This window comes from Paenibacillus aquistagni (assembly GCF_900177815.1).
Classification (GTDB): Bacteria; Bacillota; Bacilli; order Paenibacillales; family Paenibacillaceae; genus Paenibacillus_B; species Paenibacillus_B aquistagni.
This window is the reverse complement of the sequence record NZ_FXAZ01000004.1, coordinates 98,579-122,393: the sequence shown is the minus strand read 5'-3', so window position 1 is coordinate 122,393 and position 23,815 is coordinate 98,579. Positions and strand designations below refer to the sequence as shown.

Genomic DNA, 23,815 nt, shown 5'->3' with positions numbered 1-23,815 from the left:
AAAAAGATAGAGAACGAAATAACGTCCTCTATCCTTCCCATTATTCATGATTAATGAATAGCCACTGCACTCTCGCGAATAATCAACTGCGTCGGAATCGTCACTTTCAAGCTAAGCTCCCTTTCGCTCATCAAGCGCTCCTGCAGCAGCGACACCGCAGTCTCCCCCATGAACTCCGTATTCAATCGAATCGTCGTCAGCGGCGGCACCATAAACTGAGCCGCGGAAATATCGTTGAAGCCGATAATGCTGATATCCTCAGGTATGCGGTAGCCAAGCTCCGAACAGGCCTTGTACAACCCTACGGCAATCGTGTCGTTAGCTACAAATACGGCTGTCGGCTTCTCCTCCAGCTCAAGCAGCTGCTTGAGCAGCAAATAGCCATCCTTGGGATTATAACCGCCAATCTTAATATAGCCCTCGCTATACAAGCCCTTCTCCTTCAGATAGCCCTCGAAGACCTCTTGGCGCAGGTCATAATAATGATTGCCGTACTTATCGGTATCCACGCCGCCAATAAACCCAATCTTCGTATGGCCAAGCTCCATAAGATAATCGAGCGCCTTCTTCGTCGCCTTGTGAAAATCAATCACGACCGAATCGAACAAATCCTCATCCGGTGAAGAGTCGATAAACACGACTGGCTTCTGATAGCTGGCGATGCGCTCAATATCCTCCCGCAGGAAGAAGCCGAGACAAATGATGCCGTCAATCGAGCGGAGCTGCTCGGGCTGATCGCCGCTGCGAATGCGGTATACCTTAAGCCCTTCAGCCTCCAGCTTCTTCTCTAGGGCGACACGAATCGAGAGATAATACGTATCATTAAGTTCCTCTTCAAGCGAATAGGAGTAACACAACCCGATCTTGAATTTCTTTTTTCTTCTTTTTTTATTGGACACCTGATAGGACAGCTGCTCTGCTGCCTCGAATACACGCTGCCTCGTCTCGTCCGTCACGTTCAATGTCTCGTCATAGTTAAGCACTCGAGACACGGTTGCAATGGACACGTTGGCTATATCAGCAATGTCTTTAATGGTCGCCATAATACCGCCTACTCGTTTTGTTTTGTAAAAAGCTTAACTTCGTCTCCGCTGTAATGATCGCGGCTAGAATCAAGATGCTCCCCATGATCATCCTCGCGGTAAGCACCTCGTTAAGAATTAAAATGGAGAACAAGGTGCCAAATAAAGCCTCCGTAGACAAAATAATGGCTGCCTTTGTCTCCGATGTGTACTTCTGGGCGATCGTCTGTAGCAAGAATGCGAGCGTAGTGCTGAAGACACCCAGATATACGGCCGCCAGCAGACCTTTGCTGTCTATGTTAACATGAAGCGCTTCTCCGCGAAACAGCACCACCAGAAGCGAGAGCGCAAAAGCTGTGATCATCTGGATGATCGTCAAGCCAATGGGTGGATGCTTCTTTACAAACTCGCAAGTAAAGAAAATATGAAAGGCAAAGCATATTGCACACAGGAGTGTTAATCCATCCCCAAGATTCAGGCTCAGCCTCATCTCAAGCGACAATACCCCAACACCAAGAATCGCGAGCACGGCACCAATCAAGCCGAATTTGTCAATGCCTCTTCGATACAACATATACCCGATAAAGGGCACAATGACAACGTTGACTGCGGTTAGAAAGGCATTCTTGGAGGGCGTTGTATATTGAAGCCCCAGTGTCTGCAGCATAAAAGCAAAGAATAAGAAGATCCCCAGCACGATTCCCGCTCCAACTGCCGAGCGCGTCAACGAGCGAAAGTGCTTCATAAAGATGACAGACATTAAGCAAGCACCGATAAAGAATCGAATCGCCATCACTTGATAGGGCGTCAGCGTCTCCAAGGAGACAGCGCCAGCTACGAATCCCGTTCCCCAAATGACCGCTACGAGCAAGAGGCCAATCTCACCGGCATACTTTCTCATGCGTTGGCCTCCGATATGGCTGCATACTGCTCGGCCAGCATGAGAAATACACTGGACGTCCACGTGAATGCAGGGTCGACAAGTCCACGGCCGCTGAACGGATCAAAATTCTCGGCCATGCCGCCAATCAGTGTCATCTTCATAAATTTGGAAGCTAGTCTGGATGCAAATTCATTATATCCATTAACTTGCAGCGCATCAATGAACAAATAGGTGACAGGAGCCCAGATCGGCCCAAGCCAGTATCCATTTTCCTTGTACAATGAGCTGGCATGGCTTTCTGTACATAATCCATATGCGGCTTCGAAGCGCTCCATCAGGCCAAGCACCAGCTGATCCGTCACCTCACGAGGCAAGCGGTAGCCAATAACGATAGGCAGCATGAGAATCAAGCTGTCTTGATGCGCGATAATCCGATCCTCTGGCTGGTATCTTGCGACAAAGCGGCCACCCACATACAGCCGCTCCATCAGGAGCGCATACAGCTGATCGGCATGCTGCTTCCATGCAGCGGCCTCCACCTCTAGCTGGAGCTCAAGCGCCATCTCGCTTAAAATATCCAGCTGTCGAATCAGATGCGCCGTCAGATCAGGCGCCTCCACAGGCATTCCCTCATGGAAGATCGAGGCATTATCCCAGCCCGAATCATTGCCATGCGTATAGACAGGCAGACTTGAGTCATCCGTTCGACGATACAAGAGCCAATACTTCGTAGCTCGTACGAGACTATTGTACATGCGGGCCACGACCTCTGGTTGATTGAACCAGTCATGCTGCTGCCTCATCTTCTTGAATGCCCAAGCATGAATGGGAGGCTTGCAGCAGTTGAAGGACAAGAACTTGTCATTGATAAAATCGGCATAAATGCCGCTTTGATCCTGATGATGGATGAACAGGTCCAGCTGCGCCATAGCAAGCTCCGGGTCACGTCCGCTCAGCATCAGCGCATTGAAGCAATTATCCCAGCTCCATATGTTGAACATCCAGTTTTTCGACATGTACATCGCATAGTCGGTCAGCTGGCCTTCAGGATGAACGACGCAAGACCAGGTAATATAGGAAGCCAAGCGGCGAGAAGGCTCATACTGCTCTCCCACATTCGGCATCCGCTCAAGCCACTCGGCATAATGGCGATCCACTCGCTCACAAGCCTGCTCATAGCGGTCATACTCTTTTTTCTTCCAGACCGTCTTATAGCTCTCGATGGCAAAGTCGCAGGTTTGCTCATCAGGGTTCAGCCAGAGCGTGATGCTTTCATTGCCGACCATTCTCCAGGGCGCTTCTACATGGGCTGCTCCGTCCAGCACACTAATCATCAGCTTGATTTCCTTGGCGTACACATGATACTCCCACTGCCTCGTGCCGCGAGGCATCAAGCTGTCATAACGCGTCTTGACAGCCGTCAGCCTCAGCCCCACTTCCTGTGCGCGCCCCTGCACAATATCCTCATCACCGATGCACAGCTCTGCATATTCTGATGGATGACCTTTATGCACGATGCGAAGTCTGGTCTCCGTAGCCTCCAGCTCGTAGGGCACCGCTTGGCCGCCCTTGACTAGTTCCATCGTGAACAGTGTGCTTGGCGCCTCATCGCCCCCATGCACATCTCTTAGCAGCAGCTGCTGCTTCGTATCATAAGTGAAGGCAAAGTACGAGCCATAGCGGCTAAAAGGGACCTCTGCAATATTTAGATACCATGGTTGTGTCATCTTCTCACCCCTCTGCTATAAAGCGCTCCTTGCTTGCCTTGATTTCATCGCCTGCTGCAATGAGCGACCATTCCACCTCGATCTCAAATGGCTGCAGTCCAAGCTTATAAGGTGGAAGCTGCTCTTGACCGCAGCTGTTGCTGCCAAGCCCTGTCTGCATATAATCCAGATGGACCACATGATAAGGCGCCTTCTTAATCTCATGGCGATGCTTCGCTTGCTCCAAGGCCTCGGTTGTATAGTCGTGGACGGAGAACTCCACCGCGTGCTTGGCCTTGATTAACAAGGACTCGTCTTGGTCAGCAAGGCTGAACCACTTCACATCCGTACGATTGCCATTCTCCTGAGGATAGACATATGGCGTATGCATATCCTCAACAGCGGCCCGATATACACCCATAAACGCCGCTTCCCTGCTGTCGATATAGTTCTCGCCAAAGCCTCTTCCATACCAAGCGACCTGATCAAGCGCCTTGCAGGTGTGCATCTCTATGCCAAGGCGCGGCAGCAGCGCTGGAACTTCCTTGCAATGAATAACCGGGCTGCCGGAGATCTGAAGCCCAATCGTTCCATCCGCATATACCTTGTAGCGATACAATACGTCGAAGCCGAAGCCTTGATTCAAGGCGCTGAAGTAAGTAGAGATCTCCACTTCCGCATAATTGCCGCAATGCTTGACGTCGAAGCTGTTCAACTGCTCGCTCGATAGATGCAGGAAGTATTTCTTTTTCCAGTCCTCAACCTTATACATATCATTATCAATCGGCGCCCGCCACATCGTCATTCTCGGTCCGCGCTCGATTACTGTGCTGCTGCCTTTGCGATAGCTGTGCAGATATCCATATACATGATGGAAGACGGCTTCGCAGGCTCCTGCGCTGATCGTCGTATATACCGCATCGCGGGAGATGCTGATTGGTCCGTCGACAAGACGCTCCATCATTTGCTCCTCTGCATACGGAAGCTTAAATTGCGCATTCGCCACTACAGCACCCTGCTCAGCAAATGGCGCTTCTTCTTTTAATGCATACTCGACGACCAAATAGTAATCGGTATTTGGCAGCACCGAATCGATCGCATAGTGAAGCTGCCACTCTCTTTTTTCGCCCGCTGCAAGGTCACTGAGCTCCTCCTTGCCTTCCGTGAGCACCTGATCATCATAGACGACCTTCCACTTCATGGACAGATGCGACAAGTCGATATGGTTATAAGCATTCTCAATGCAAATGACGCCGTTCGCTAGATCTACGGCCTCTGTCTTCACAGGCTCGATGACTTTCTTATACTCCATTAATGCAGGCGAAGGCGTGCGATCAGGATACACTAAGCCATCGATACAGAAATTGCCGTTCGTCGGCTCATCGCCATAGTCTCCGCCGTAAGCGTAATATTCGTTGCCAGCTTCATCCGTGCGCAGAATGCCGTGGTCACACCATTCCCAAATAAAGCCCCCCTGCAGACGCTTGTATTGGCGGAACACCTCCTGATACTCCTTGAGCCCGCCAGGGCCGTTGCCCATCGCATGACCATATTCGCACAGCACATGCGGCTTCTTGCCCGCTTCATCCTGGCCGATCCCCTTCAATGCCTCAAGACGGGTATACATGGTGGAATATACATCCCCCGCTACCCCCTTCGGATCTCCCTCATAATGAACAAGACGCGTAGGATCAAGACGCTTGCAGGCCTGATACATCGCTAGGAAGTTGCTGCCGAAGCTGGATTCATTGCCAAGCGACCACATAATAATAGAAGGATGATTGCGATCTCTTTGAACCATGCGTTCTGCACGGTCGACGAAGGAAGACTCCCAGAGCTGATTGTCAGCGAGCCAGTCATATTTGCCCGTTAGCTCGAATCCATGGCATTCGAGGTCTGCCTCATCGATAACATAGAGACCATACTGATCGCACAGATCATAGAATTCTTCTTGGTTCGGATAATGCGAAGTACGCACAGCATTGATATTGTGCTGCTTCATGAGCACAATGTCCTTCAGCATCCCCTCATAGCTAACTGTACGCCCTTCAACCGCGTCATGGTCGTGACGGTTTACCCCATTCAAGAGAACGGCCTTGCCATTTACAGTGATGCAGCCATCTATAATCTCAATCTCTCGGAAGCCAATCCGAAGCGGCACGACTTCAATGATCTGCTCCCCTTCATAAAGAGTAATCAAGAGCTGGTACAGGTTCGGAGTTTCTGCCGTCCAGTGCTTCGGTGAGCGAATCCACTCCACAAGCTCAGCTTGGCATTCGGACTCGCGATGGACATGTAGAGTCTCATGGAAGGAGCACATCTGCTGACCTTGATCATCGATCAGTTTGCAAGCGACTGTGATCGATTTGTCTATCGCATCCTCATTGCGAAGCTTCAGCTCAAGCTTCAGCTCGCTGTCCTTGTAGCTGTCGTCAAAAGTAGTAACCACATAACAATCCTCCAGCGTCGTCTTGCTCGTCTGATACAGCTCAACGCTGCGGAAGATGCCGCTCATCCACCACATATCCTGATCTTCCAGATACGTCCCATCCGACCATTGATAGACACGGACCGTGATCTGATTGTCTCCAAGAGCAGCATAAGGCGTGATATCGAATTCAGACGGAAGACGGCTCACCTTGCTGTAGCCAACATGCTCGCCATTGATCCATAGATCAAAGGCACTGTCTACGCCATTGAACTTGAGAATGGTTTTCCCGCCTGACGGAAGCTCCTCCAGCTGAAAGGTTCTCCGATAAATGCCGGTCGGATTATCCGTTGGCACATAAGGAGGATGAATCGGGAACAGGTAGTACAGATCGGTATAGCTCATCTTCCCGTAGCCCTTCATCTGCCAGCAGGAGGGAACTTGGATCTCATCCCAGCTGTTGTCCTCGTATTCCTTCTCATAGAATCCAGCAGGGGACAGCTCTGGCGCTTCGACATAGAAGAACTGCCATGACCCGTCCAAGCTCTGATAGCCGATGCTCTGCTGCTTATTCATAAGCTCTGCCTGCTCCTGAGAGCGATAGCGCCAGAAGCTTGCTCTAGCCTCTCTGCGATTGATATGAGACAATTGTATGTTTTCCCATCGTTTATACGTTCTCTTCATCGTAAGTTCCTCCCCACTACCACACTAAGAAGTTAGGTTATTTGATCGCGCCGCTAATGCCCTCAACGATATATTTCTGTGCATACAAGAAGGCAATAACCGGCGGAATAATCATAATAATCGTGATTGCCATGATCGGCAGAATTTGCAGCTCATGCACACCTTTGAAGGAAGCAAGGCCCAAAGCCAGTGTATACTTCATGCGATCCTGCAAGAAGATGAGCGGCCCTAAGTAGTCATTCCAGACCGACAGCATATTGAGTACAGCAATAAGCGTCAGCGGTGCTTTCATGATCGGCACAAAAATTCTGGAGTAGATCTGAAAGTCGTTGGCTCCATCAATCTTCGCCGCATGCTCAAGATCCTTCGGCACATTCATGAGGAACTGCCTTAGCAAGAACACATAATACGCAGATCCGAAGAACGCCGGAACGATAAGCGGCTTCAAGGTATTAATCCAGCCGAACAAATTGAACTGCATATAAAGCGGAATCATCGTAACGTCCCAAGGAATCATCATCGTAGCCAATAGCAGGATAAACAAGCCATTCTTGAATTTAAAGTCATAGCGAGCAAAGCCGTAGGCGATCAGAGAACACGAGATAATCTGCCCAAGCGTCGTCAGCACGGTGATTGTGACGGAGTTCATAAAGTAAAGGCCAAAAGGCTGCGCCTTCCACGCGTTTACAAAATTCTCAAACCGAAACTCGCTCGGGAAGAAGGTGATCGGATATTGATGCACCTCTGCCTCGGACTTCAACGCTGTAAGCACAATCCAGATGAAAGGAAACAGGAAGTAAATCGAGAATCCGATTAACAAGATGTAGACAACGATTTTATGCCAACTGGATAATTTCATTTCTTCTTGCCTCCTTTTTTCCGTTCCTTCTTCACTTCATTCTCATAAAACACCCACGCATTTGACGACTTGAAGATTAATGCGGTAAGCAGCAGAATGATGATGAACATAAACCAGGCGTTCGCACTCGCATACCCAAGCTTGTGATGCTTGAACGCATTGTTGTATACGAACAATCCGTAGAAGTAGGTGGATTTCAACGGACCGCCATTGGTCAGCAGAAGGACAAGCGTAAGCTGCTGGAGCGCCGATATGGTGGATGTAATCAGGTTGAAAAAGATTGTTGGCGTAATGAGCGGAAGCGTCACGTGAGTAAACTGGCGAATTGGACCCGCTCCATCAATTGATGCAGACTCGTATAAATCTGGCGGAATGCTCTTAATATTCGTATAGAAAATCAGCATCATCGTCCCTACGCCCCACGCGCTGGCGATGACGATCGTGATAATGGCGCTGTTCGGATCAATAAGCCATTTTGGACCCTCAATGCCAAGCAAGAACAAGGCATAGTTAAGAATTCCGTACTTGGTGTTGAAGATCCAACCCCAGATAATTGACACCGCTACGCCAGATACAACCGCAGGCAGATAGAATATCGTGCGGAAGAACTTGACCCCTCGAACCGATTGCGAGATCAACATCGCAAGAATGAGAGAGGTGACCAAGCTTAGCGGAACGTAGAAGAGCGCAAACTTAAGCGTGATCAACAGCGATTTGTAGAATTGAGGATCCTCAGTGAACATTTTCGTATAGTTGCCAAGCCCGATAAACTTCGGTGATGAGGTTACCGGCCAATCAAAAAAGCTCATGATCAGCGAGAAAATAAGCGGACCAACCGTAAATAACAGAATGCCGATAATCCATGGCGATATGAACAAATAGGGGGTCCATTTATCCCATCTTCGAACCCGTTTATGAGGCTTAACTGCATGCTCCATAGCGCGTACCTCCTAATACCCCTCTTAGTCTAAGGATGACTGTCATGTGTCTTTAGTATTGAAGAAGGGGTGCATGCACCCCTTCTCTTTCCTACAAGCCATTCGCTTTGCTGCGTCGCTTCCTTTACACTAGCGCGGCTCTACCCAACAAATGGCCCGTTTCTTATTTTCAATTGCAGGCTTCCTTATTCTGCCGCATCATCGAGAACAGCCTTCGGATCCATCAATGTGCTAGGATTGAAGATTTGTTCGAAGACGAGTGCGAGCTTCTCAGACATTTCACTCCAGTTCTCTACCTTGAAGGAAGCTGGTGTATAGCCCTCGCTCATCTCAAGCATGTGATAGAATACCTTCTTCAGCTCATCATCCTGAAGCTTCTCGCTCTCCACAACGCTTTTCAGAACAGGTAGCTCATAATCAAGACGCGCCTTGTTCGCTTCTTCACTGGTCCAAAACTTGATAAACTCCCATGCTGCATCCTTGTTCTTTGAATCCTTGGACATCGAGATACCAGAAGAGGATACAATGCTGACAGCGCTTCCATCTTTGAAGGACGGCAATTCCACGATGCCAAAGTTAATGCCTGCTTCCTTCAAGCTTCCGATTGACCAAGCGCCATTCGTAAACATCGCCACTTTGCCGGATTTCATTTCAGTAGAACCTGAACCCTCTGTTGTAATCGCGTAGCCATCCTTCAGCATGTTTTGGAACATAGTGAGCACATCAACTGATTTTTGGCTGTTCAAGCTGCCTTGTGTTTTGCCGCTATCATCTACGTAAGCGGTTCCATTTCCCCATAAAAACATTTCAAAATCATAGGGATCTGGGGTTCCTGAGAAGGCAAAACCGCTGATGCTCTCATCTGGATTGTTCAGCTTCTTGGCTGCTGCCTGCAAGTCATCCCATGTCCAATCGCTCTTTGGATAAGGTACATTTGCTTTATCGAATAAGTCCTTATTGTAATACACAACGTGCGTGGTATAGCCGACAGGAAGCCCCAATACTTTGCCGTCTGCCGAGTTGTAATTCCATAGCGTCTCATAATAATTATTCTTGAAGTCCGCCCCTTCTTTTTCAAGGTAGGAATCAAGCGGCTCCAGAGCGTCTTTGTAGGTTGGATAATTCCACATGTACATGACATCTGGCGCATCCTTGGCGCCCATGCCTGCGGCGATCTTCGTATCGTATTCGCTGCCGTATGCCTCCAAGCTAACCTGGATATCAGGATGAGCTTCATTGAACTTATCCACCAGCCCTTGCTGCAAAGTCAGATTCTCCTCAGAATCCCACGTTGCAAATCGAATCGTGGCCTTTCCGGACTGTCCCTCATCTGACGAACTGCCCGCCCCTCCTGAACCGCATGCGCTCAGGAACAGCATGGTAAGAATGATAACAACAAACCATGATCTTCTCTTCGTTTCTAGCATGACAAGCACCCCTTAATCAGATTGGATTGCAAATCCTAAGATTACTCTGCGTACATGCAAGTATAACAAAGCTGCATAGCTTCGGAACGCAATAGACTGCGAACCATCTCCCATCTTCTCATCATCTGATGCCAGCGGCTCGTCAACGAGTCTAAATCTGGGGTGTTCGCTGCCAGCCGGCATCGGGTGATGTTGCATTTATTATATTTTTACTTTTAGTAAAAAGTCAATATATTTTACTAAAATCAAGTTCCGTTCATGTATTGATAATCAAAAAATAACCAAATAATGAACATTTTTGGCACATAACCAGCATATATCGGTAATAGTCGTACACTTTCACCCACATTTCCTTTAGTTAAAATAAATAATTTTACTAAAATATTTACTGAATAATGAGTCATACACCGATCATCGACAATAAATACAGTGCATGTATTACCAAATAAAAATAACTCAATTAAAAAAGAAGCCCTCATAAGAGGACCTCTTCGCGATCGCCTATTAGCCTTCAACAATCTTAAACTTCACTCTCTCCAGCTCCAAATGATCATTTTCCGTTCGATATTCGGCTTCCCCCACATATATGGCTTCGTATTCGCCAGAAGGAAGCCATATATCTTCGAATAGAAGATGCCCATCCGGCTGCCCGAAGTCACAGGGCCTCAGAACGGCAAGTGCGCTCACAGATTTCCCGAGCTTCACTCCTGCGGGAAAGATGCCGATCCAATCCTTCCATACAGAGCCGCTGTAAGTGGCCTGAATCGATTCACCGACCTTGTACATCTCCTTGTCGAGTACAAACGACGGATGGCTGATCGTAAGGTCTGGTTCCTGATGCGCTTGATCCACTTCTCTTGGCATCGTGAGGCTTACTTCAAATTGAGCTGCAGCAAGCCAGCTGCTGCTTAGGAAGTCTCTGCCTCGCACCAACACTTTATCCTTGTATACTTCTACAAAGTACCCTTGGCTCCCGCTTCGATGCCCGTGCTCCTCCGACCACAGATAAGAAGCAGCTCCCGTATGGAACAAGGTTGCATATGGAGTCTCTACCATCGTATCCTTGGAGCCGAGCTCCCAATGCGTGTGACCGCTGAACATAATCGCCCGTGGATGCTTGGCTAGCAGCTGCTTAAGTTCACGATCCTGACGAACCCCATACCAAAAATTATTTTCATGATAGGATTCATTTGCTCCAGCTACGGTATTTTTCAACGGCTGATGGTGAAACACAAAGACGGGCTTGTCGCCTGACTGATCCTCCTCAAGCTTCTCTTCCAGCCACTGCAGCTGCGACTTGGATAGATACGAATAGTCTTTCAGTCCTCTTTCCGTCCCTAGGAAAATAAAATGAATGCCCTTGATCCATACATCATAATAATGAGACGTCATCTTGGTATATGTCTTAAACCGCTCTGCATGCAGGGTCCAATCTCCCCAGCGCACGTCATGGTTGCCTTGTATAAAGTATGTGGCAGGCAGCACCGCTTCATAGGCACGGAAGATTCGTTCAAATTCCCGGTATTCCTCTTCTCGACCACTGTCCGTATTGTCTCCAAGCATGATTAAGGCGTCACTATTCGGGTCAGTCGTCGTGATGTCTTGAAGGACAGCCCGTACATTTTGGTTATGAGCATGCTGACTGTCTCCGGTAATATGCATATCCGTAATAACCTGAAAGCTTACAATCGGCTGCTCTTGCCCTTCGTCCTTATCCATGTCATTCACGCGCATGTCCTCCCTTTATCGATAACATCCTAGTCACTTGCATTACCATAAAGCTTTGCGTTCTGGCAGCGGATCCTGTTCCTGAATTAATCGCTCGGCAAGAAGCTCTAGCAGTTGAAGCTTCGCTGCTTGATAAGCAGGATCAAAAAATACGTTCTGCCGCTCCTCCGCATCCACTTCCAGATCATACAGTTCTCCATAGGTTTCTCCGGCGAACAAGACGAGTTTATATCGATTCGTCCGCAAGCATTGGGCCTGAATGCCTCGATCATGAGCATCATAAGTCGTGATCGCTGAAGTTCGAACCGCGGCTTCCAAGCCTTCTACTACAGGCCGTTGCGATACCCCTTGTATGCCATAGGGGATGGCAGCGCCGATGATATCAAGAAGCGTCGGTGCAATATCTACATGCTCCATGAGCGCACTTACCTTTTTGTCTGTTCCTTCAGGAACTCGAATGATCATCGGGATACGAGTCAAGCCCTCATAGAACCAAGGACCCTTATACATTAAGCCATGATCGCCTAGCAATTCCCCATGATCGCTCGTAAAGACAATGACGAGCTCATCATCGAGCCCTCTCGCCTTCCATGCCTCATTGATGCGCCCAATCTGTTCATCCATGAAGGTGATCATGGCGTAGTAATTGCGGATCACTCGCTGTAGATGAGCTCGATCCAGTTGATGAGCCTCCCCGCCACCTGGCCAATATCCACGCTCCCCTTGCCGCTGCAAATGCTCCGGCCGAAGCTTGAATTCTCCTTGCTGTGCTTCTGGAATCGGAATATCGACGTCAGTATACTGCTCTGCATACGCACGAGGCGGATTAAACGGATGATGTGGATCAACAAAGCTGGTCCATAAGAAAAGCGGCTGCTCCACATCATGTTTGTCAATTTGCTCAATGCTCTTCTCCGCCATCCAATACGACTGGTGAAGATGAGGCGGGATATCGCTTTCCCACACATCGCGTACTGCATCCCCTGAACGGTACTGATCTCGAACAAAGCGCTCAGCCACTGCTGAATCCTGACGTCTCAGCCATTCGATGTACTCGCCTACCATATTGTCCTCTGAGATATGATGCTCATCAAAGCCAAAGTATGTTCCATCCCGCTCCCTGCCTCTGTCTCGAACGGATACCTCCTCCGCTTCAGCCGTAAACCCCGTCTTGCACTGAGGACGAAAATGCATTTTCCCGACCCCTACGGTACGGTAGCCAAGTTCCTTTAAAGAGTCGCATAATGTAACTTCGTCTTCCCGAAGCGACACCCCAATATTCCAAGCTCCATGTACATTCGGATAGCGCCCCGTCATAATAGAAGCTCTCGACGGCGTGCATACCGGACTTGCACAATAGGCATTGGTGAATACGGTCCCCTCGGCAGCCAGCTTATCAAGCACAGGGGTCTGAACCTTCTTGTTCTCAACGCCCATTGCATCCGCTCGCATCTGATCGGCTATAATGAGCCAGATGTGCTTTCTTTTTCCCATCTTCTACTCCACCTGCCTTTAGATCACTCATTGAATGCGCTTGCAACACCATTCTACCTCAAGTGGTATGAATTGTATGTTAATTTTGAGCGACCGATTCTCACAACTGAAGCAAGCGATAGGTTATCAAGAATCGACTGAATAAAAGCTCGTAGATATGATGGACTTTCTTCTCAGTGAGATATGGAGTTTTATATTTTTCAATCGTGGACAACAGATTAGGTGAAGAAGGGAACATTATACTTATTGTTATAAGTTATTAAGCCATGCACTTTCATGCTTACAAGTTGAATTAGATTTAATTAAGATAAAATTAAGCAATTATGTTCATCTTTGTTAAGGGATAAGGGTTAAAATAAATCCACCTAGCGGGGGCTCACAGCAAATACTGCTAGGATATGGTATATTTACAACATCGTTGTAGCAACCATAGAGATGAATTCAGAGGTGCAAATCATGTCCAGAGAGTCTATTCTACTCGTTGATGACGAGAAAGAAATTATCGAATTAATGGAGATCTATTTTAAAAATGAAGGCTATCTGCTTCACAAGGCATCAAACGGCCTAGAGGCGCTCAGCATCCTGGAGAACCATGAGGTGGATCTCATTATTCTAGATATTATGATGCCGGAGATGGATGGCATTCAGGCCTGCATGAAGATCAGAGAAGAGAACAACACTCCGATCATCATGCTGTCTGCCAAGAGCCAGGATATTGATAAAATTGCCGGTCTTAGCATCGGTGCTGATGATTATGTGACGAAGCCGTTTAATCCGCTGGTACTGCTGGCACGCGTGAAGTCCCAGCTTCGACGCTACAAGCAGCTGAACCGTCAAGAAACGAAAAAGAATGATCACGAAATTATGATTGATGAGCTGGTAATCAACACAGCCACCCATACCGTTACAGTGGACGATCAGGAGGTCAAGCTGACTCCCCGTGAGTTTGCCATCCTAGAGCTGCTGGCGATTAATCAGGGCATTGTGCTCAGCATGGATAAAATTTATCAAGAGGTGTGGAATGAGCCCTTTATGGATTCTAAGAATACCATCATGGTTCATATCCGGAAGATCCGCGAGAAGATCGAGAAGGACAAGCAGAATCCGCGGTTTATTAAGACCGTGTGGGGCATCGGATACAAGATGAAATCCTCAAAGGAGCTGTAGCATGACTCGCATCAAACTTTTCTATTCCATTCGATGGAGATTCTTAATGATTCATATTGCAAGCACCCTGTCGACGGCACTCGTTCTGCTGCTTGGCAACTTGCTTGCAACCTATCTTATGCAATACCATCCGCTGAGCACCCCCATTATCTGGGTCATTAACAATGTCGGCTCCACGCCCACCATGGTTGTTGCCGGGGCCTTGTTGTATTTGACGTTTTACTTGGTGCTAAGCCGTCCATTGGTGCAGTACACCCAAGATATCGCAGCATCGCTTCAGCATATGGCGAACGGCAAATTCCATGAGCCCGTAAAGGTTCAGACTCCGAGCGAGCTTGGCACAATTGCCGCTCAGGTTAATCGTGTGTCTGAGGAGTTAAACGAGTACCTGCGCGAAATTCATCATGGATTGCAGGAGATCGCCAAGGGACATTTCCACTATGACATTCCGGTTAAGCCGGATAATGATCTTGGGAAAATAGCAGAGAGCATCAACAAAATGAGCACGCAGCTGCATCATTCCATTCAAGAGGAGCGCAATGCAGAAAAAACGAAAAACGACCTGATCACGGGCGTATCGCACGATCTTCGAACGCCGCTCACTTCCATCCTAGGCTTTCTTGAGCTGATTGAGAAGGATCGCTATGTCGATGAGGTGGAACTTCGCTATTACGTAGGGATAGCCTATGAGAAATCTGTAACCCTTAAGAAGCTGATTGACGACTTGTTCGAATATACACGAATCAATAATGGCATGCCGCTTGAACTTAGGAAGCTTGACATGAACGACTTCTTCCAGCAGCTAGCTGAAGAGTTTGTACCTCATCTGGAGAGCGCCGGCATGTCCTGCCGTGTTCATGCTCCTGAGCATCCCGTTATCATTCGAGCTGATGGTGACCGACTTGTACGCGCATATGAAAATCTGATTGCCAATGCCATCCGATATGGCAGCGATGGCAAACGAGTCGACATCTATATTCACGAGGAGGAGCAGCAGATCGTGATTCAGATCGTGAATTATGGCTCTCCCATTCCAGAGCGGGATCTGCCGTTTATCTTTGATCGCTTCTATCGTGCAGACAAGTCCAGATCGAAGCAGACAGGCGGCGGAACGGGCCTTGGACTTGCCATTACGAAGAGCATTATCGAAGTCCACGGCGGCAAGATCGCTGCCAGCAGCAGTGAGCGGCAAACCTGTTTCGAAACCGTATTTCCGAAGTCAACCTAACTTTGAAATCAACCCTTCCATACCATCCGAACACCTTCCACCATTGTGGGAGGTGTTTTTTTTCCTTACATTCTCACTCTTCATCAATGCTACGGATTTAATTAAGGATTTGTTAAGCATTTCAGACGTCGACCATTAAGAACTATCATGTACCGTTATAGGAGTTCATAAATGAGCCATGAACGTTCCGCGTTAAGCGTCCAATACAGAAAGGAGCATGCTGCATGCTAACACGCTCGAATCGTATCCATCAATCCAAGTCTTGGATCACGATTGCACTCATTGTACTTATTTTTGCTCTAGCAACCTTTTTAAGAATAGACTTTCTCGTCTCCGTGAATCACAAAGTAACTCACGACTCCGTCCATTACGATGCCATGGTCAGACAACTGCTTGAAAAGGGGGTCTATGCCTATAAGGATACCGAGCCGAATGCAAAGGTTACGCCTGGCTACCCACTATTCATGGCCGCGATCTACAAGCTCGTAGATTATGAGCATAACGATCCCTTTCCTACCATTCGGTACACGCAAGTCGTCATTAGCCTCATTACGCTTTGGCTGCTATACTGCATCGCGAAGAGACTTGGGGGAACAAAGGTAGGGCTGGTCGCATTATTTATCGGTGCAATCTATCCGTCGTTTGTATGGAGCAATGGCGCTATTCTGACCGAAACCCTGGCTACGCTGTTCTTTATGACCTTTGTCTATCTTCAGCTTATCGTCTTCGAGAAGAAGACCCGGACTTACGCCGTATTAAGCGGAGCCGCGATGGGGCTGCTGGTGCTGACAAGGCCTGAATTTTTGATTCTCCTGCTTCCTATCTATGTTTTCTATTTTTTATGGAAAAGAGAAAAGCAGACCCTGAAGCTGCTGCTGTTCACCGTCATTGGTACATCGGTTGTGCTGTCTCCATGGGTGATCCGGAATATGATCTCGCTAAACGAGGTTGTTGTCGCCTCTACACAGGTAAACCCGTTCCATGCTGGAACCTATCCGAACAAAAATTATGAAGATGGCCTGGTCGATCGCAAAGGCAAAACGCAGATGGAGATCGCAAAGGAACGTCTCAAGGTCGGATTTACCGAGCATACGTGGGAATTTACCAAATGGTATACGTACGGCAAGCTGAAACACACCTACGCACGCATGTACTTCGGCAGCGGCCATGATCCGCTGTATCCGGTCATTCCGTTTTTACCGCGGAATTTGCTGCATCAAGTACTTATTTTCATGACTCTCATTGCACTGTTTATGCAGGCTAGAAAGTGGAGGCAGCCTGCAACGCTCTTAGGCGTCATTGTCGTCACGATGTCAATTGTGCGGCTCGCCTTCATCCCAGAGTTTCGATATAACTATACCGTCATGCCATTCATTATCATCATGGACAGCATGGTCGGTGTCGCCATGGTCCGCTGGCTGATTGCCCGATATCACAAACTTCCTGATTCCAATATCGAAAGGAGTGTAGACGATGCTCAACCATCGCCATCCTCACCATCCCAAACCTAAAATTCTTGTCATCGTGCCCGCATACAACGAGGAGGAAGGCATCGAGCAGGTGATTCTATCACTTAAGAGATACACCCCTTACGCAGATATTGTGGTCATCAACGATGGTTCCACCGATGATACGGGGGTTATCGCGGAGCGAGCAGGCGCTGCGGTTCTTCACTTAAGCTGCAATCTTGGTATTGGCGGCGCTGTTCAGACCGGTTATCGCTATGCCGCAGAGAACGGCTATGACTATGCCGTCCAGATTGATGGTGACGGCCAGCACAATCCCGCTGATCTCAACAAGCTGCTTAACACGATTCAAGAGAGCGGTGCGGATATGGTCGTAGGCTCTCGATTTATCGAAAAGGAAGGCTTCCAATCCACGTTCACACGGAAACTTGGCATTGATCTCCTTGCCGGTCTTGTTACGCGGGTTACCGGCAAGCGAATTACAGACCCGACCTCAGGCTATCGCTTATGCGGCCGCAGAGCAATTGCGTTGTTCGCACAGCACTATCCTACAGATTACCCTGAAGTCGAGGCGCTCGTGCTGCTAGATAACTATCACCTGACATTTAAAGAGACGCCCGTGATCATGCTGGAACGTCAAGGGGGCGTATCGAGCATCTCGCCGCTGAAGTCTATCTATTACATGACCAAGGTGATTCTAGCCGTACTCATTATGAAAACAAAGAAGAAGAAAGTGTGGGAAATGAGTCATGACGCCTAATATTTTCTTATTCAGCTTTTATATTAGTCTCGTATTTGGCGCTACTCTCTTCTATTTGATTCGCAAGCAGAAGTTAAAAGAGCAATACGCGCTGCTGTGGCTGCTGCTCAGTGTCCTGATGATGATTCTATCGCTGTTTCCGTCTATTCTTGATGATCTGGCGAGACTCATCCATATTGATTACGCGCCTTCGCTGCTTTATCTGTTGAGTGTCATCGGGATCTTATTCATTCTGCTTCATCTTACAATGGCGGTATCCGCTATGACTCAGCGCAATGTTACTCTAGTCCAGACTGTTGCGCTGCAAGAGCGCAAAATTCAGGAGCTCATCAAGCAGCAGGAGCGGATTGAACAGAAGGTGTGGATCGAGAATCAGGTGTTGCTGAAGATGATGCGATCAGAGGAGCAGCAAGTAGACGAGGAGAATCCTGCGTCACCATGCGTTGAGGTGAGCAGCTAATCATGGTGTATGGACTGCTGCTGCTAAACATTCTCTTCCTCGTTGCCGGCCAGATCGTATGGAAGATGGGACTCGCTCAGCAAGGCGGACTTCAACTGCACAACCTGTTATCCGTGCTGTTCTCTCCCTTGATTCTACTAGGCATCGCTTTTTATGGCATCGCAACAGTACTGTGGCTGTTCGTCTTGTCACGACTGCCGCTGAGCATTGCGTACCCCCTTCAAAGCCTTGCTTATGTGTTCGGCTTGCTCGCAGCGCTCTACCTCTTCGGGGAAGTGATTCCCGTCAATCGCTGGCTGGGCGCAGGCATCATTATCTTAGGTGTAATGGTCATTACCTTAAAATAAATGTAGTTATCACGCATATCAATACCATCAGTCGGAATCATTGAAGCAGCAGCTGACAGTGATACTTCTTGCAAGCAACATGAAGGCTGGTTGGAAAAAGGAGTTTCTATTATTTATGAAGATGAAAAAAACCATTCTAGCGACAATCATTGCCGTCTCGCAAGCAGCATCTGTCATCCCTGTGCAGGCGGAGCCGATTGAGCACAAGTCCAATGGTCAAGTGCAGCAGCACGGCTTGGACAAGCCAGTGACAGAAGCCAGCGGCAGTGCTCTGGTCAACAGCGCGGTGAGCGCAGGCGACACGGATAGCAGCCTTTTGAATGCAGGATCATCAAGCAGCAATACAAATACAAGCACAAATTCGTCTACGCCAACAACCGACGATTCCGTCGATTCGAAGAATAATCGCCGCGACGAACAAAACCATGACGGCAGCAAAGACAGCAGTGGAACAGGCACAGAGCGGAGCCAAGCATCAACTGGCAATGATGATCCCGCTCTTTCCAATGCTGATGCTGAGGATCAAAGTGCGACTGCTGACAGCAGCGCAAAGGATACGATGGAACCGCGGGCCACAAGCATACAAGTGAGCCAGGATTCATTGGTGCTGTATCCGAACAGCAGCAAGATGGAACAGAACGGCAGAGCGTATAATGCACTGCGCAATTTGACCGTAAAAAAGGGGGTGTCTTATGTAAGCTTAAGATCAATAGCCGAGCGGTTCGGCTATAAGGTGGGGTATGATGGAAGCACAAATGAAGCCATTCTCTTGGATGGGATCGCTGAAGCGAGATTCAAAGCAAATCGCGGCACCTATACGATGAACGGCGTGTCTGCTCCATTAAACGGCACACCCTACATGGACAAAGGCGTACTGATGATCCCGCTCCGATCCTTTGCCGCAGCGTACAACCTTACACTTACGCTGGAAAGCAATCGCATCATTCTAACACCGCCTGTTGTGCCGGAGCCTGAACCGGAACCGGAGCCAAATGAACCTCCGGTCGCATTTTTTACAACCAATAAGAAAAAGTACCGCATGGGTGAGCTCATTTATTACGAGGATCAGAGCACCGATGAAGAGGATGCCATCGTCGATCGCAAGTGGGACAACAACAACCCAGCCTTCTTCGAGCCTGGAATGGTCGAAGTGACCTTGCAGGTTACAGACAAGCATGGCGCATCCTCCACGTACAAGCAGGAGATCGAGATCACCTCAGAGCTCCTTTACAACAAAGAGGACTTTGTTCGTTTATTTACGCCAGTAGGCAGCAATTTTGAAATTGTGGGTAGTTCAGTGCTGTCGTTCGACGCGCTTCCTTATAAATATTGGACCGAGCCATTCACCTTATTCCGCGCAAGCGGTCCTGAGACGGTAAACAACGAGGGCATACTCTATCAAGACACCATCGAAGGGGCCACTCGCTTTATGATTCACCATAAGAACAATCTCGGCGAGAAGGCGAAGTTCTATGTTGTGGCCGAGAATACAAGCCTTTCTACGACAAATGTCAATATTAGCAGCCTAGGCTTCGCTGGACCAACCAATCATCCAGAGGTGGCTGGAAGGCTTGCCGCGGCTCGATACTTTGAGTCCATGATCGACGGCAGCGCGCGCAGCAGCCTGGCCTTAGAGCCAGGTGAGAAAAAGCTGATCTTTACACCGCTCAGCACGCCTACTGTATCTTCTGGAGACATCATCACCATGAATGCGGAGCTCGTCAGCGACGGACCGATTCAATATACGATCTTTATGGTAAAAGCTAAAAATGATCCGCTGGTGGCACTTCCTACGCTGCCTGATCTAGATCCAAAGGAATCGATTGTACGCGGAACCTTCAAGGATTCCACGCGGGTGTTTGAATACAATGAGCTTGTCGGCACCAAGCCAGAACGCCTGCCGTTGACTGATAATACGACGGATCCCTTCCAGAAGGGCATTGACGGCATCAAGTTCACTGATGCAACGAATTCCGGCAACTATGGCGTGCTCTATTACATCGTGCTTAACCGGGTAGCGCCGAATACGCTAATTACCTTTAATCCTCGCGGCGGACTTTATTCCGGTGCGGCGAGAGTGAACAATGAGGTCGTGCATATTAAGCATATTGGCTCGACTCAGAATACCACCAGCGTCCTCTATCGGACAGGCGACAAGGAAGAACGCGTCGAGCTCTGGATTACGCCTGCAGCAGGCAGCAATCTGCCATTTACGTTCTTATTCATGCCGCTGCCTGAGAAGAAGTCATAGTCTACTTGTGAGTGCTCCATTGTGTTCATCTCAGGATAGATTGGATAGCATGCATCATGGATGTATTTCATATAGAGATCAGAAATGAGCGATGCCACGTTCTCATTTCTAATCATCCAACATCGTCACCCCTTCCATTTTACGATATTGAATACAGCAAAAGCCGACCTCATCCGGTCGGCTTTTGCCTTTGAGCGAAGCGAATATGGATCATCTTGAAAATGGATGCACTTTGTACGGGTGTTTAGCCTTGGGGGGAGCTTCAGGCTAAGCCTTCGCATGCCGTCCGTTAACAATGCTGTGTCATGGACAGTCTGTATTAAGAAATCAAGGATCACTTCATCGAAATGACACTCTTGCTGACCATATCCAAGAGAATGCCCATATCTGCTCATTTGCTGATTTGCTGATTTGCTGATTTGCTGATTTTCTCAAGTGTGACAAATGTCCTCGCCAAAATAGATAAAATTTAAAACAATAAGAGGAGCTGCACAAATAAGGAAATGATTTGCAGAAGGAGTGCATAAGCCTTGGCAAGAATTCGAGAACACATTCCACAAGATTATGTGATAGAGCAAGTGAAGGAGGCCTTTCAATGCACGGTGTTGTGGTGCGAAGGCCGTGCATGTCTGGAATATGACAGTCAGGAACAGCTTGAACATATAACAAGTTATGTGAAAGAAACCTTTGATCGCGATATTTTAGATGTGTTCTTTACAGCCATTGAAAGCATCCCTCCAGAGTAATACGATGCATAAAAAGGAATAAAAAGAAGAGCCCGACGAAGCTCGTGGAAAATCAGATATTCCCCTTGCCGATCGGGCTCTTTGGTTCTATTTACCTCGATTAACCTCGTGATTGAAGCAGTATTGCTTAGTCTATCTTGAATTTCTTAATATTTTCCTCTAGATCTTGAGAGAGTCCCTTAAGCTGTGTGAGATAGCCTGTAACGTCATCAATCGTCGCCATCTGCTCTTCTGCCGCAGCAGATACATCTTGAGAGATTGCCGAATTCTCTTCAGTAATCGCCGAGATATTGTTAAAGATATCGGACAGCTCATGGCGTTTATCGACCATCAGTTGAACATTTTGCTCTACTTGATCTGTCATGCTCATTTGTCCATCCACGGATACCTTAATATCGTTGAAGATTGATTCAGTCTCCCGAACGGCTGTCTCCTGCTCCATTAACAAATCACGAGAGTTGCCGATTGCCTCAACAGCAGCCTCCATCTCATTGCTTACATTCGATACGATCTTGCTGATATTGTTCGCAGCATCCGCAGATTGCTCTGCCAGCTTTCTAATCTCAGATGCAACCACCGCAAATCCACGGCCATGCTCCCCTGCTCTAGAAGCTTCAATGGAAGCATTCAGCGCCAAGAGATTGGTTTGGCTCGAAATCTGAAGAATCGTCGATAGGATGTTGCTGATCTCGCCTGCACTGTTGCTTACATCTTGAATCGCTTGCGCCGTATCTTCTGACGATTGCAGGGTGCTGTTGAAGCGGCCTACCAGTTCATCTACGATCAGCATGCCTCGATCATTCAGCTCGCTTGTTCGGCGAGCAAGATCCAAGATCTCTTGCGTGGACAGCGTCACTTGATCTATCGCACCGCCAAGCTGTTCAACCTTATCCGAGCCTTCCATTACCGTGCTTGCTTCATGGCTGGATGCGGAAGCCAACTGAATGATGGATTCTGTAATCAAGGAAGCCGCCTTCTGTGTCTGATCCATGCTCGTAGCCAGATTGACAGCAGATTCAGATACAATATGACCTGAGCTTGATATTCCGCCAATCATCTTCTGGATATCTTGCTTCATATCATGAATCGCACGAACCATGGCGCCGACCTCGCCCTTCTTCTTCAACAACGAATCGGGAATATCGACAGTCAGGTTGCCGCCGCCAATTTCCTGCACATGTTTTACCGCTGCATTAATTGGCTTGGTAATCGCATTCGATAAGAACATAGCAGCAGCGATAGCGATAACAGCGATGATCGCCATCACGATGAAAATAATGTTTTGAATGACTTTGACCGACTCTTCGATCTCACTCTTGTCCATGATTGAGATGTATTTCCAGCCTGTCACCGGAGAGATATAAACGCTCGCCGTGCGGCTGATTCCATTCATCGCAATATCAAAATTCTTATCTTTCATCTTGTCAATCTCATTGAACTGCTCAACACCTAGTTCATTAAGCGCTTTGAAGTTGGTTTCGGGATTTTTCGGATTAGCGAGTACTGTGCCCGTCTGGTCCGCCAGGATCACATACCCTGTTTTCCCGATCTTTATGTCGTTGATCGTCTTCGTCAACGAGTCCAAGCTGACATCCACGCCTTGTACCCCGACAACATTGCCTGCGCTGTCCTTAATGGTCATTGAAGAACTTACAATTGGACTGTTCGTCGTATAAGCTGCATAAGCGCCTGAACGCATAACCTTGTCCGGCTTCTCTGCGGCTTGAGTATACCAGGCCCTTGGTCTTGGATCGAATTTGTCTGTTGACGTTCCTTCCGGCCATTGAATATACCCGCCTTCCTTTGTTCCTAGATAGATATACGCTATATTAGGATGTGTATTGGCGTAGTTTAAAAATAAATTGTAAATTTGTGATTCCATGCCTGGCGTCTGCGATGGAGTCATCTGAATCGTCCCATCCTCGCCGACCGCATTTACATAGGATGTAACTGAACCGTCGATCTTCGTTACAGCAGGATGCTTGGCGAAGTATTCCACCGATTCATTGATCGTGCTAAAGTACAAGTCCATTGACTTGCTGACCTGCTCGATTTCCTTTCGTGTCGCCTCATAGAAGTTCTCTTCCATGTCATTCATCACGCGGTGATTGATCACAAGACCGAGTGATAAGGTCGACAGCAGGACAAGAACGACCATGGTGACCAATAGCTGAAGCTTAAGATTCCACTGCAGTTTGTTTCTCAAGATGTTTCTCCTCCA

At 48.2% G+C, this 23,815-nt stretch carries 18 protein-coding genes; 8 read left to right on the top strand and 10 right to left on the bottom strand.

Translation table 11 applies throughout. The features are described 5' to 3' along the window. Positions 1 to 50: 50 nt before the first annotated feature. The 9 genes from B9Y93_RS14575 to B9Y93_RS14530 all read right to left on the bottom strand — a co-directional run bounded on the left by B9Y93_RS14575 (position 51) and on the right by B9Y93_RS14530 (position 13,169). Entirely contained in the window at positions 51 to 1,043 is a 993-nt protein-coding gene (locus B9Y93_RS14575; protein ID WP_085495345.1) for a LacI family DNA-binding transcriptional regulator, read from the bottom strand. After that, a complete protein-coding gene (locus B9Y93_RS14570; protein WP_085495342.1) occupies positions 1,030 to 1,923 on the bottom strand; it encodes a DMT family transporter in 894 nt (297 codons plus the stop codon). The genes B9Y93_RS14575 and B9Y93_RS14570 overlap by 14 nt, the downstream gene beginning before the upstream one ends. Beyond that, entirely contained in the window at positions 1,920 to 3,632 is a 1,713-nt protein-coding gene (locus tag B9Y93_RS14565) for an amylo-alpha-1,6-glucosidase (protein ID WP_085495341.1), read from the bottom strand. The genes B9Y93_RS14570 and B9Y93_RS14565 overlap by 4 nt, the downstream gene beginning before the upstream one ends. 4 nt (positions 3,633 to 3,636) lie before the next feature. Next, on the bottom strand, positions 3,637 to 6,723 hold the full coding sequence (locus tag B9Y93_RS14560; protein ID WP_085495338.1) for a glycoside hydrolase family 2 TIM barrel-domain containing protein: 3,087 nt from the start codon (positions 6,721 to 6,723) through the stop codon (positions 3,637 to 3,639). A 37-nt stretch (positions 6,724 to 6,760) separates the two neighbouring features. Further along, on the bottom strand, positions 6,761 to 7,582 hold the full coding sequence (locus tag B9Y93_RS14555) for a carbohydrate ABC transporter permease (protein ID WP_085495337.1): 822 nt from the start codon (positions 7,580 to 7,582) through the stop codon (positions 6,761 to 6,763). Beyond that, positions 7,579 to 8,520, bottom strand: a complete 942-nt coding sequence (locus B9Y93_RS14550) for a carbohydrate ABC transporter permease (RefSeq protein WP_085495335.1) — start codon at positions 8,518 to 8,520, stop codon at positions 7,579 to 7,581. Before B9Y93_RS14550 ends, B9Y93_RS14555 begins: the two co-directional genes overlap by 4 nt. A gap of 185 nt (positions 8,521 to 8,705) precedes the next feature. Beyond that, a complete protein-coding gene (locus B9Y93_RS14545) occupies positions 8,706 to 9,947 on the bottom strand; it encodes an ABC transporter substrate-binding protein (protein WP_085495333.1) in 1,242 nt (413 codons plus the stop codon). Between the two features lie 504 nt (positions 9,948 to 10,451). Next, positions 10,452 to 11,666 carry a metallophosphoesterase family protein gene (locus B9Y93_RS14535; RefSeq protein WP_085496047.1) on the bottom strand — a complete coding sequence of 405 codons (1,215 nt, stop codon included), beginning with the start codon at positions 11,664 to 11,666 and terminating at the stop codon, positions 10,452 to 10,454. A 51-nt stretch (positions 11,667 to 11,717) separates the two neighbouring features. Then, on the bottom strand, positions 11,718 to 13,169 hold the full coding sequence (locus B9Y93_RS14530) for a sulfatase family protein (RefSeq protein ID WP_085495328.1): 1,452 nt from the start codon (positions 13,167 to 13,169) through the stop codon (positions 11,718 to 11,720). A gap of 456 nt (positions 13,170 to 13,625) precedes the next feature. On the opposite strand from B9Y93_RS14530, the gene B9Y93_RS14525 reads away from it, so the two are divergent. From B9Y93_RS14525 to B9Y93_RS14490, 8 genes are all read left to right on the top strand, one after another. Then, positions 13,626 to 14,336 carry a response regulator transcription factor gene (locus B9Y93_RS14525; RefSeq protein WP_085495326.1) on the top strand — a complete coding sequence of 237 codons (711 nt, stop codon included), beginning with the start codon at positions 13,626 to 13,628 and terminating at the stop codon, positions 14,334 to 14,336. A gap of 1 nt (position 14,337) precedes the next feature. Further along, a complete protein-coding gene (locus B9Y93_RS14520) occupies positions 14,338 to 15,564 on the top strand; it encodes a sensor histidine kinase (protein WP_085495325.1) in 1,227 nt (408 codons plus the stop codon). 224 nt (positions 15,565 to 15,788) lie between these two features. Next, positions 15,789 to 17,075, top strand: coding sequence for an ArnT family glycosyltransferase (locus tag B9Y93_RS14515; RefSeq protein ID WP_085495323.1), 1,287 nt, complete (start codon positions 15,789 to 15,791; stop codon positions 17,073 to 17,075). Beyond that, positions 17,038 to 17,790 carry a glycosyltransferase family 2 protein gene (locus B9Y93_RS14510; RefSeq protein ID WP_085495321.1) on the top strand — a complete coding sequence of 251 codons (753 nt, stop codon included), beginning with the start codon at positions 17,038 to 17,040 and terminating at the stop codon, positions 17,788 to 17,790. The genes B9Y93_RS14515 and B9Y93_RS14510 overlap by 38 nt, the downstream gene beginning before the upstream one ends. Beyond that, positions 17,780 to 18,250, top strand: coding sequence for a DUF2304 domain-containing protein (locus B9Y93_RS14505; RefSeq protein ID WP_085495319.1), 471 nt, complete (start codon positions 17,780 to 17,782; stop codon positions 18,248 to 18,250). The genes B9Y93_RS14510 and B9Y93_RS14505 overlap by 11 nt, the downstream gene beginning before the upstream one ends. Before the next feature lie 2 nt (positions 18,251 to 18,252). Continuing rightward, positions 18,253 to 18,597, top strand: a complete 345-nt coding sequence (locus B9Y93_RS14500; protein WP_085495318.1) for an EamA family transporter — start codon at positions 18,253 to 18,255, stop codon at positions 18,595 to 18,597. A gap of 115 nt (positions 18,598 to 18,712) precedes the next feature. Beyond that, on the top strand, positions 18,713 to 20,848 hold the full coding sequence (locus B9Y93_RS14495; RefSeq protein WP_176228937.1) for a copper amine oxidase N-terminal domain-containing protein: 2,136 nt from the start codon (positions 18,713 to 18,715) through the stop codon (positions 20,846 to 20,848). A 530-nt stretch (positions 20,849 to 21,378) separates the two neighbouring features. Further along, a complete protein-coding gene (locus tag B9Y93_RS14490; protein ID WP_085495313.1) occupies positions 21,379 to 21,594 on the top strand; it encodes a hypothetical protein in 216 nt (71 codons plus the stop codon). 127 nt (positions 21,595 to 21,721) lie between these two features. Here B9Y93_RS14490 and B9Y93_RS14485 read toward each other — a convergent pair whose 3' ends face one another. Continuing rightward, complete coding sequence (locus B9Y93_RS14485) at positions 21,722 to 23,800, bottom strand: methyl-accepting chemotaxis protein (RefSeq protein WP_085495311.1); 2,079 nt, start codon at positions 23,798 to 23,800, stop codon at positions 21,722 to 21,724. Positions 23,801 to 23,815: the final 15 nt, after the last annotated feature.

What these genes read in the sequence shown, in the direction of transcription:
- B9Y93_RS14535 (WP_085496047.1), bottom strand. Translation starts at nt 11,666, where the DNA reads ATGGATAAGGACGAAGGGCAAGAGCAGCCGATTGTAAGCTTTCAGGTT.
- B9Y93_RS14550 (WP_085495335.1), bottom strand. Translation starts at nt 8,520, where the DNA reads ATGGAGCATGCAGTTAAGCCTCATAAACGGGTTCGAAGATGGGATAAA.
- B9Y93_RS14560 (WP_085495338.1), bottom strand. Translation starts at nt 6,723, where the DNA reads ATGAAGAGAACGTATAAACGATGGGAAAACATACAATTGTCTCATATC.
- B9Y93_RS14525 (WP_085495326.1), top strand. Translation starts at nt 13,626, where the DNA reads ATGTCCAGAGAGTCTATTCTACTCGTTGATGACGAGAAAGAAATTATC.
- B9Y93_RS14520 (WP_085495325.1), top strand. Translation starts at nt 14,338, where the DNA reads ATGACTCGCATCAAACTTTTCTATTCCATTCGATGGAGATTCTTAATG.
- B9Y93_RS14505 (WP_085495319.1), top strand. Translation starts at nt 17,780, where the DNA reads ATGACGCCTAATATTTTCTTATTCAGCTTTTATATTAGTCTCGTATTT.
- B9Y93_RS14575 (WP_085495345.1), bottom strand. Translation starts at nt 1,043, where the DNA reads ATGGCGACCATTAAAGACATTGCTGATATAGCCAACGTGTCCATTGCA.
- B9Y93_RS14530 (WP_085495328.1), bottom strand. Translation starts at nt 13,169, where the DNA reads ATGGGAAAAAGAAAGCACATCTGGCTCATTATAGCCGATCAGATGCGA.
- B9Y93_RS14510 (WP_085495321.1), top strand. Translation starts at nt 17,038, where the DNA reads ATGCTCAACCATCGCCATCCTCACCATCCCAAACCTAAAATTCTTGTC.
- B9Y93_RS14570 (WP_085495342.1), bottom strand. Translation starts at nt 1,923, where the DNA reads ATGAGAAAGTATGCCGGTGAGATTGGCCTCTTGCTCGTAGCGGTCATT.
- B9Y93_RS14515 (WP_085495323.1), top strand. Translation starts at nt 15,789, where the DNA reads ATGCTAACACGCTCGAATCGTATCCATCAATCCAAGTCTTGGATCACG.
- B9Y93_RS14545 (WP_085495333.1), bottom strand. Translation starts at nt 9,947, where the DNA reads ATGCTAGAAACGAAGAGAAGATCATGGTTTGTTGTTATCATTCTTACC.
- B9Y93_RS14565 (WP_085495341.1), bottom strand. Translation starts at nt 3,632, where the DNA reads ATGACACAACCATGGTATCTAAATATTGCAGAGGTCCCTTTTAGCCGC.
- B9Y93_RS14500 (WP_085495318.1), top strand. Translation starts at nt 18,253, where the DNA reads ATGGTGTATGGACTGCTGCTGCTAAACATTCTCTTCCTCGTTGCCGGC.
- B9Y93_RS14495 (WP_176228937.1), top strand. Translation starts at nt 18,713, where the DNA reads ATGAAGATGAAAAAAACCATTCTAGCGACAATCATTGCCGTCTCGCAA.
- B9Y93_RS14555 (WP_085495337.1), bottom strand. Translation starts at nt 7,582, where the DNA reads ATGAAATTATCCAGTTGGCATAAAATCGTTGTCTACATCTTGTTAATC.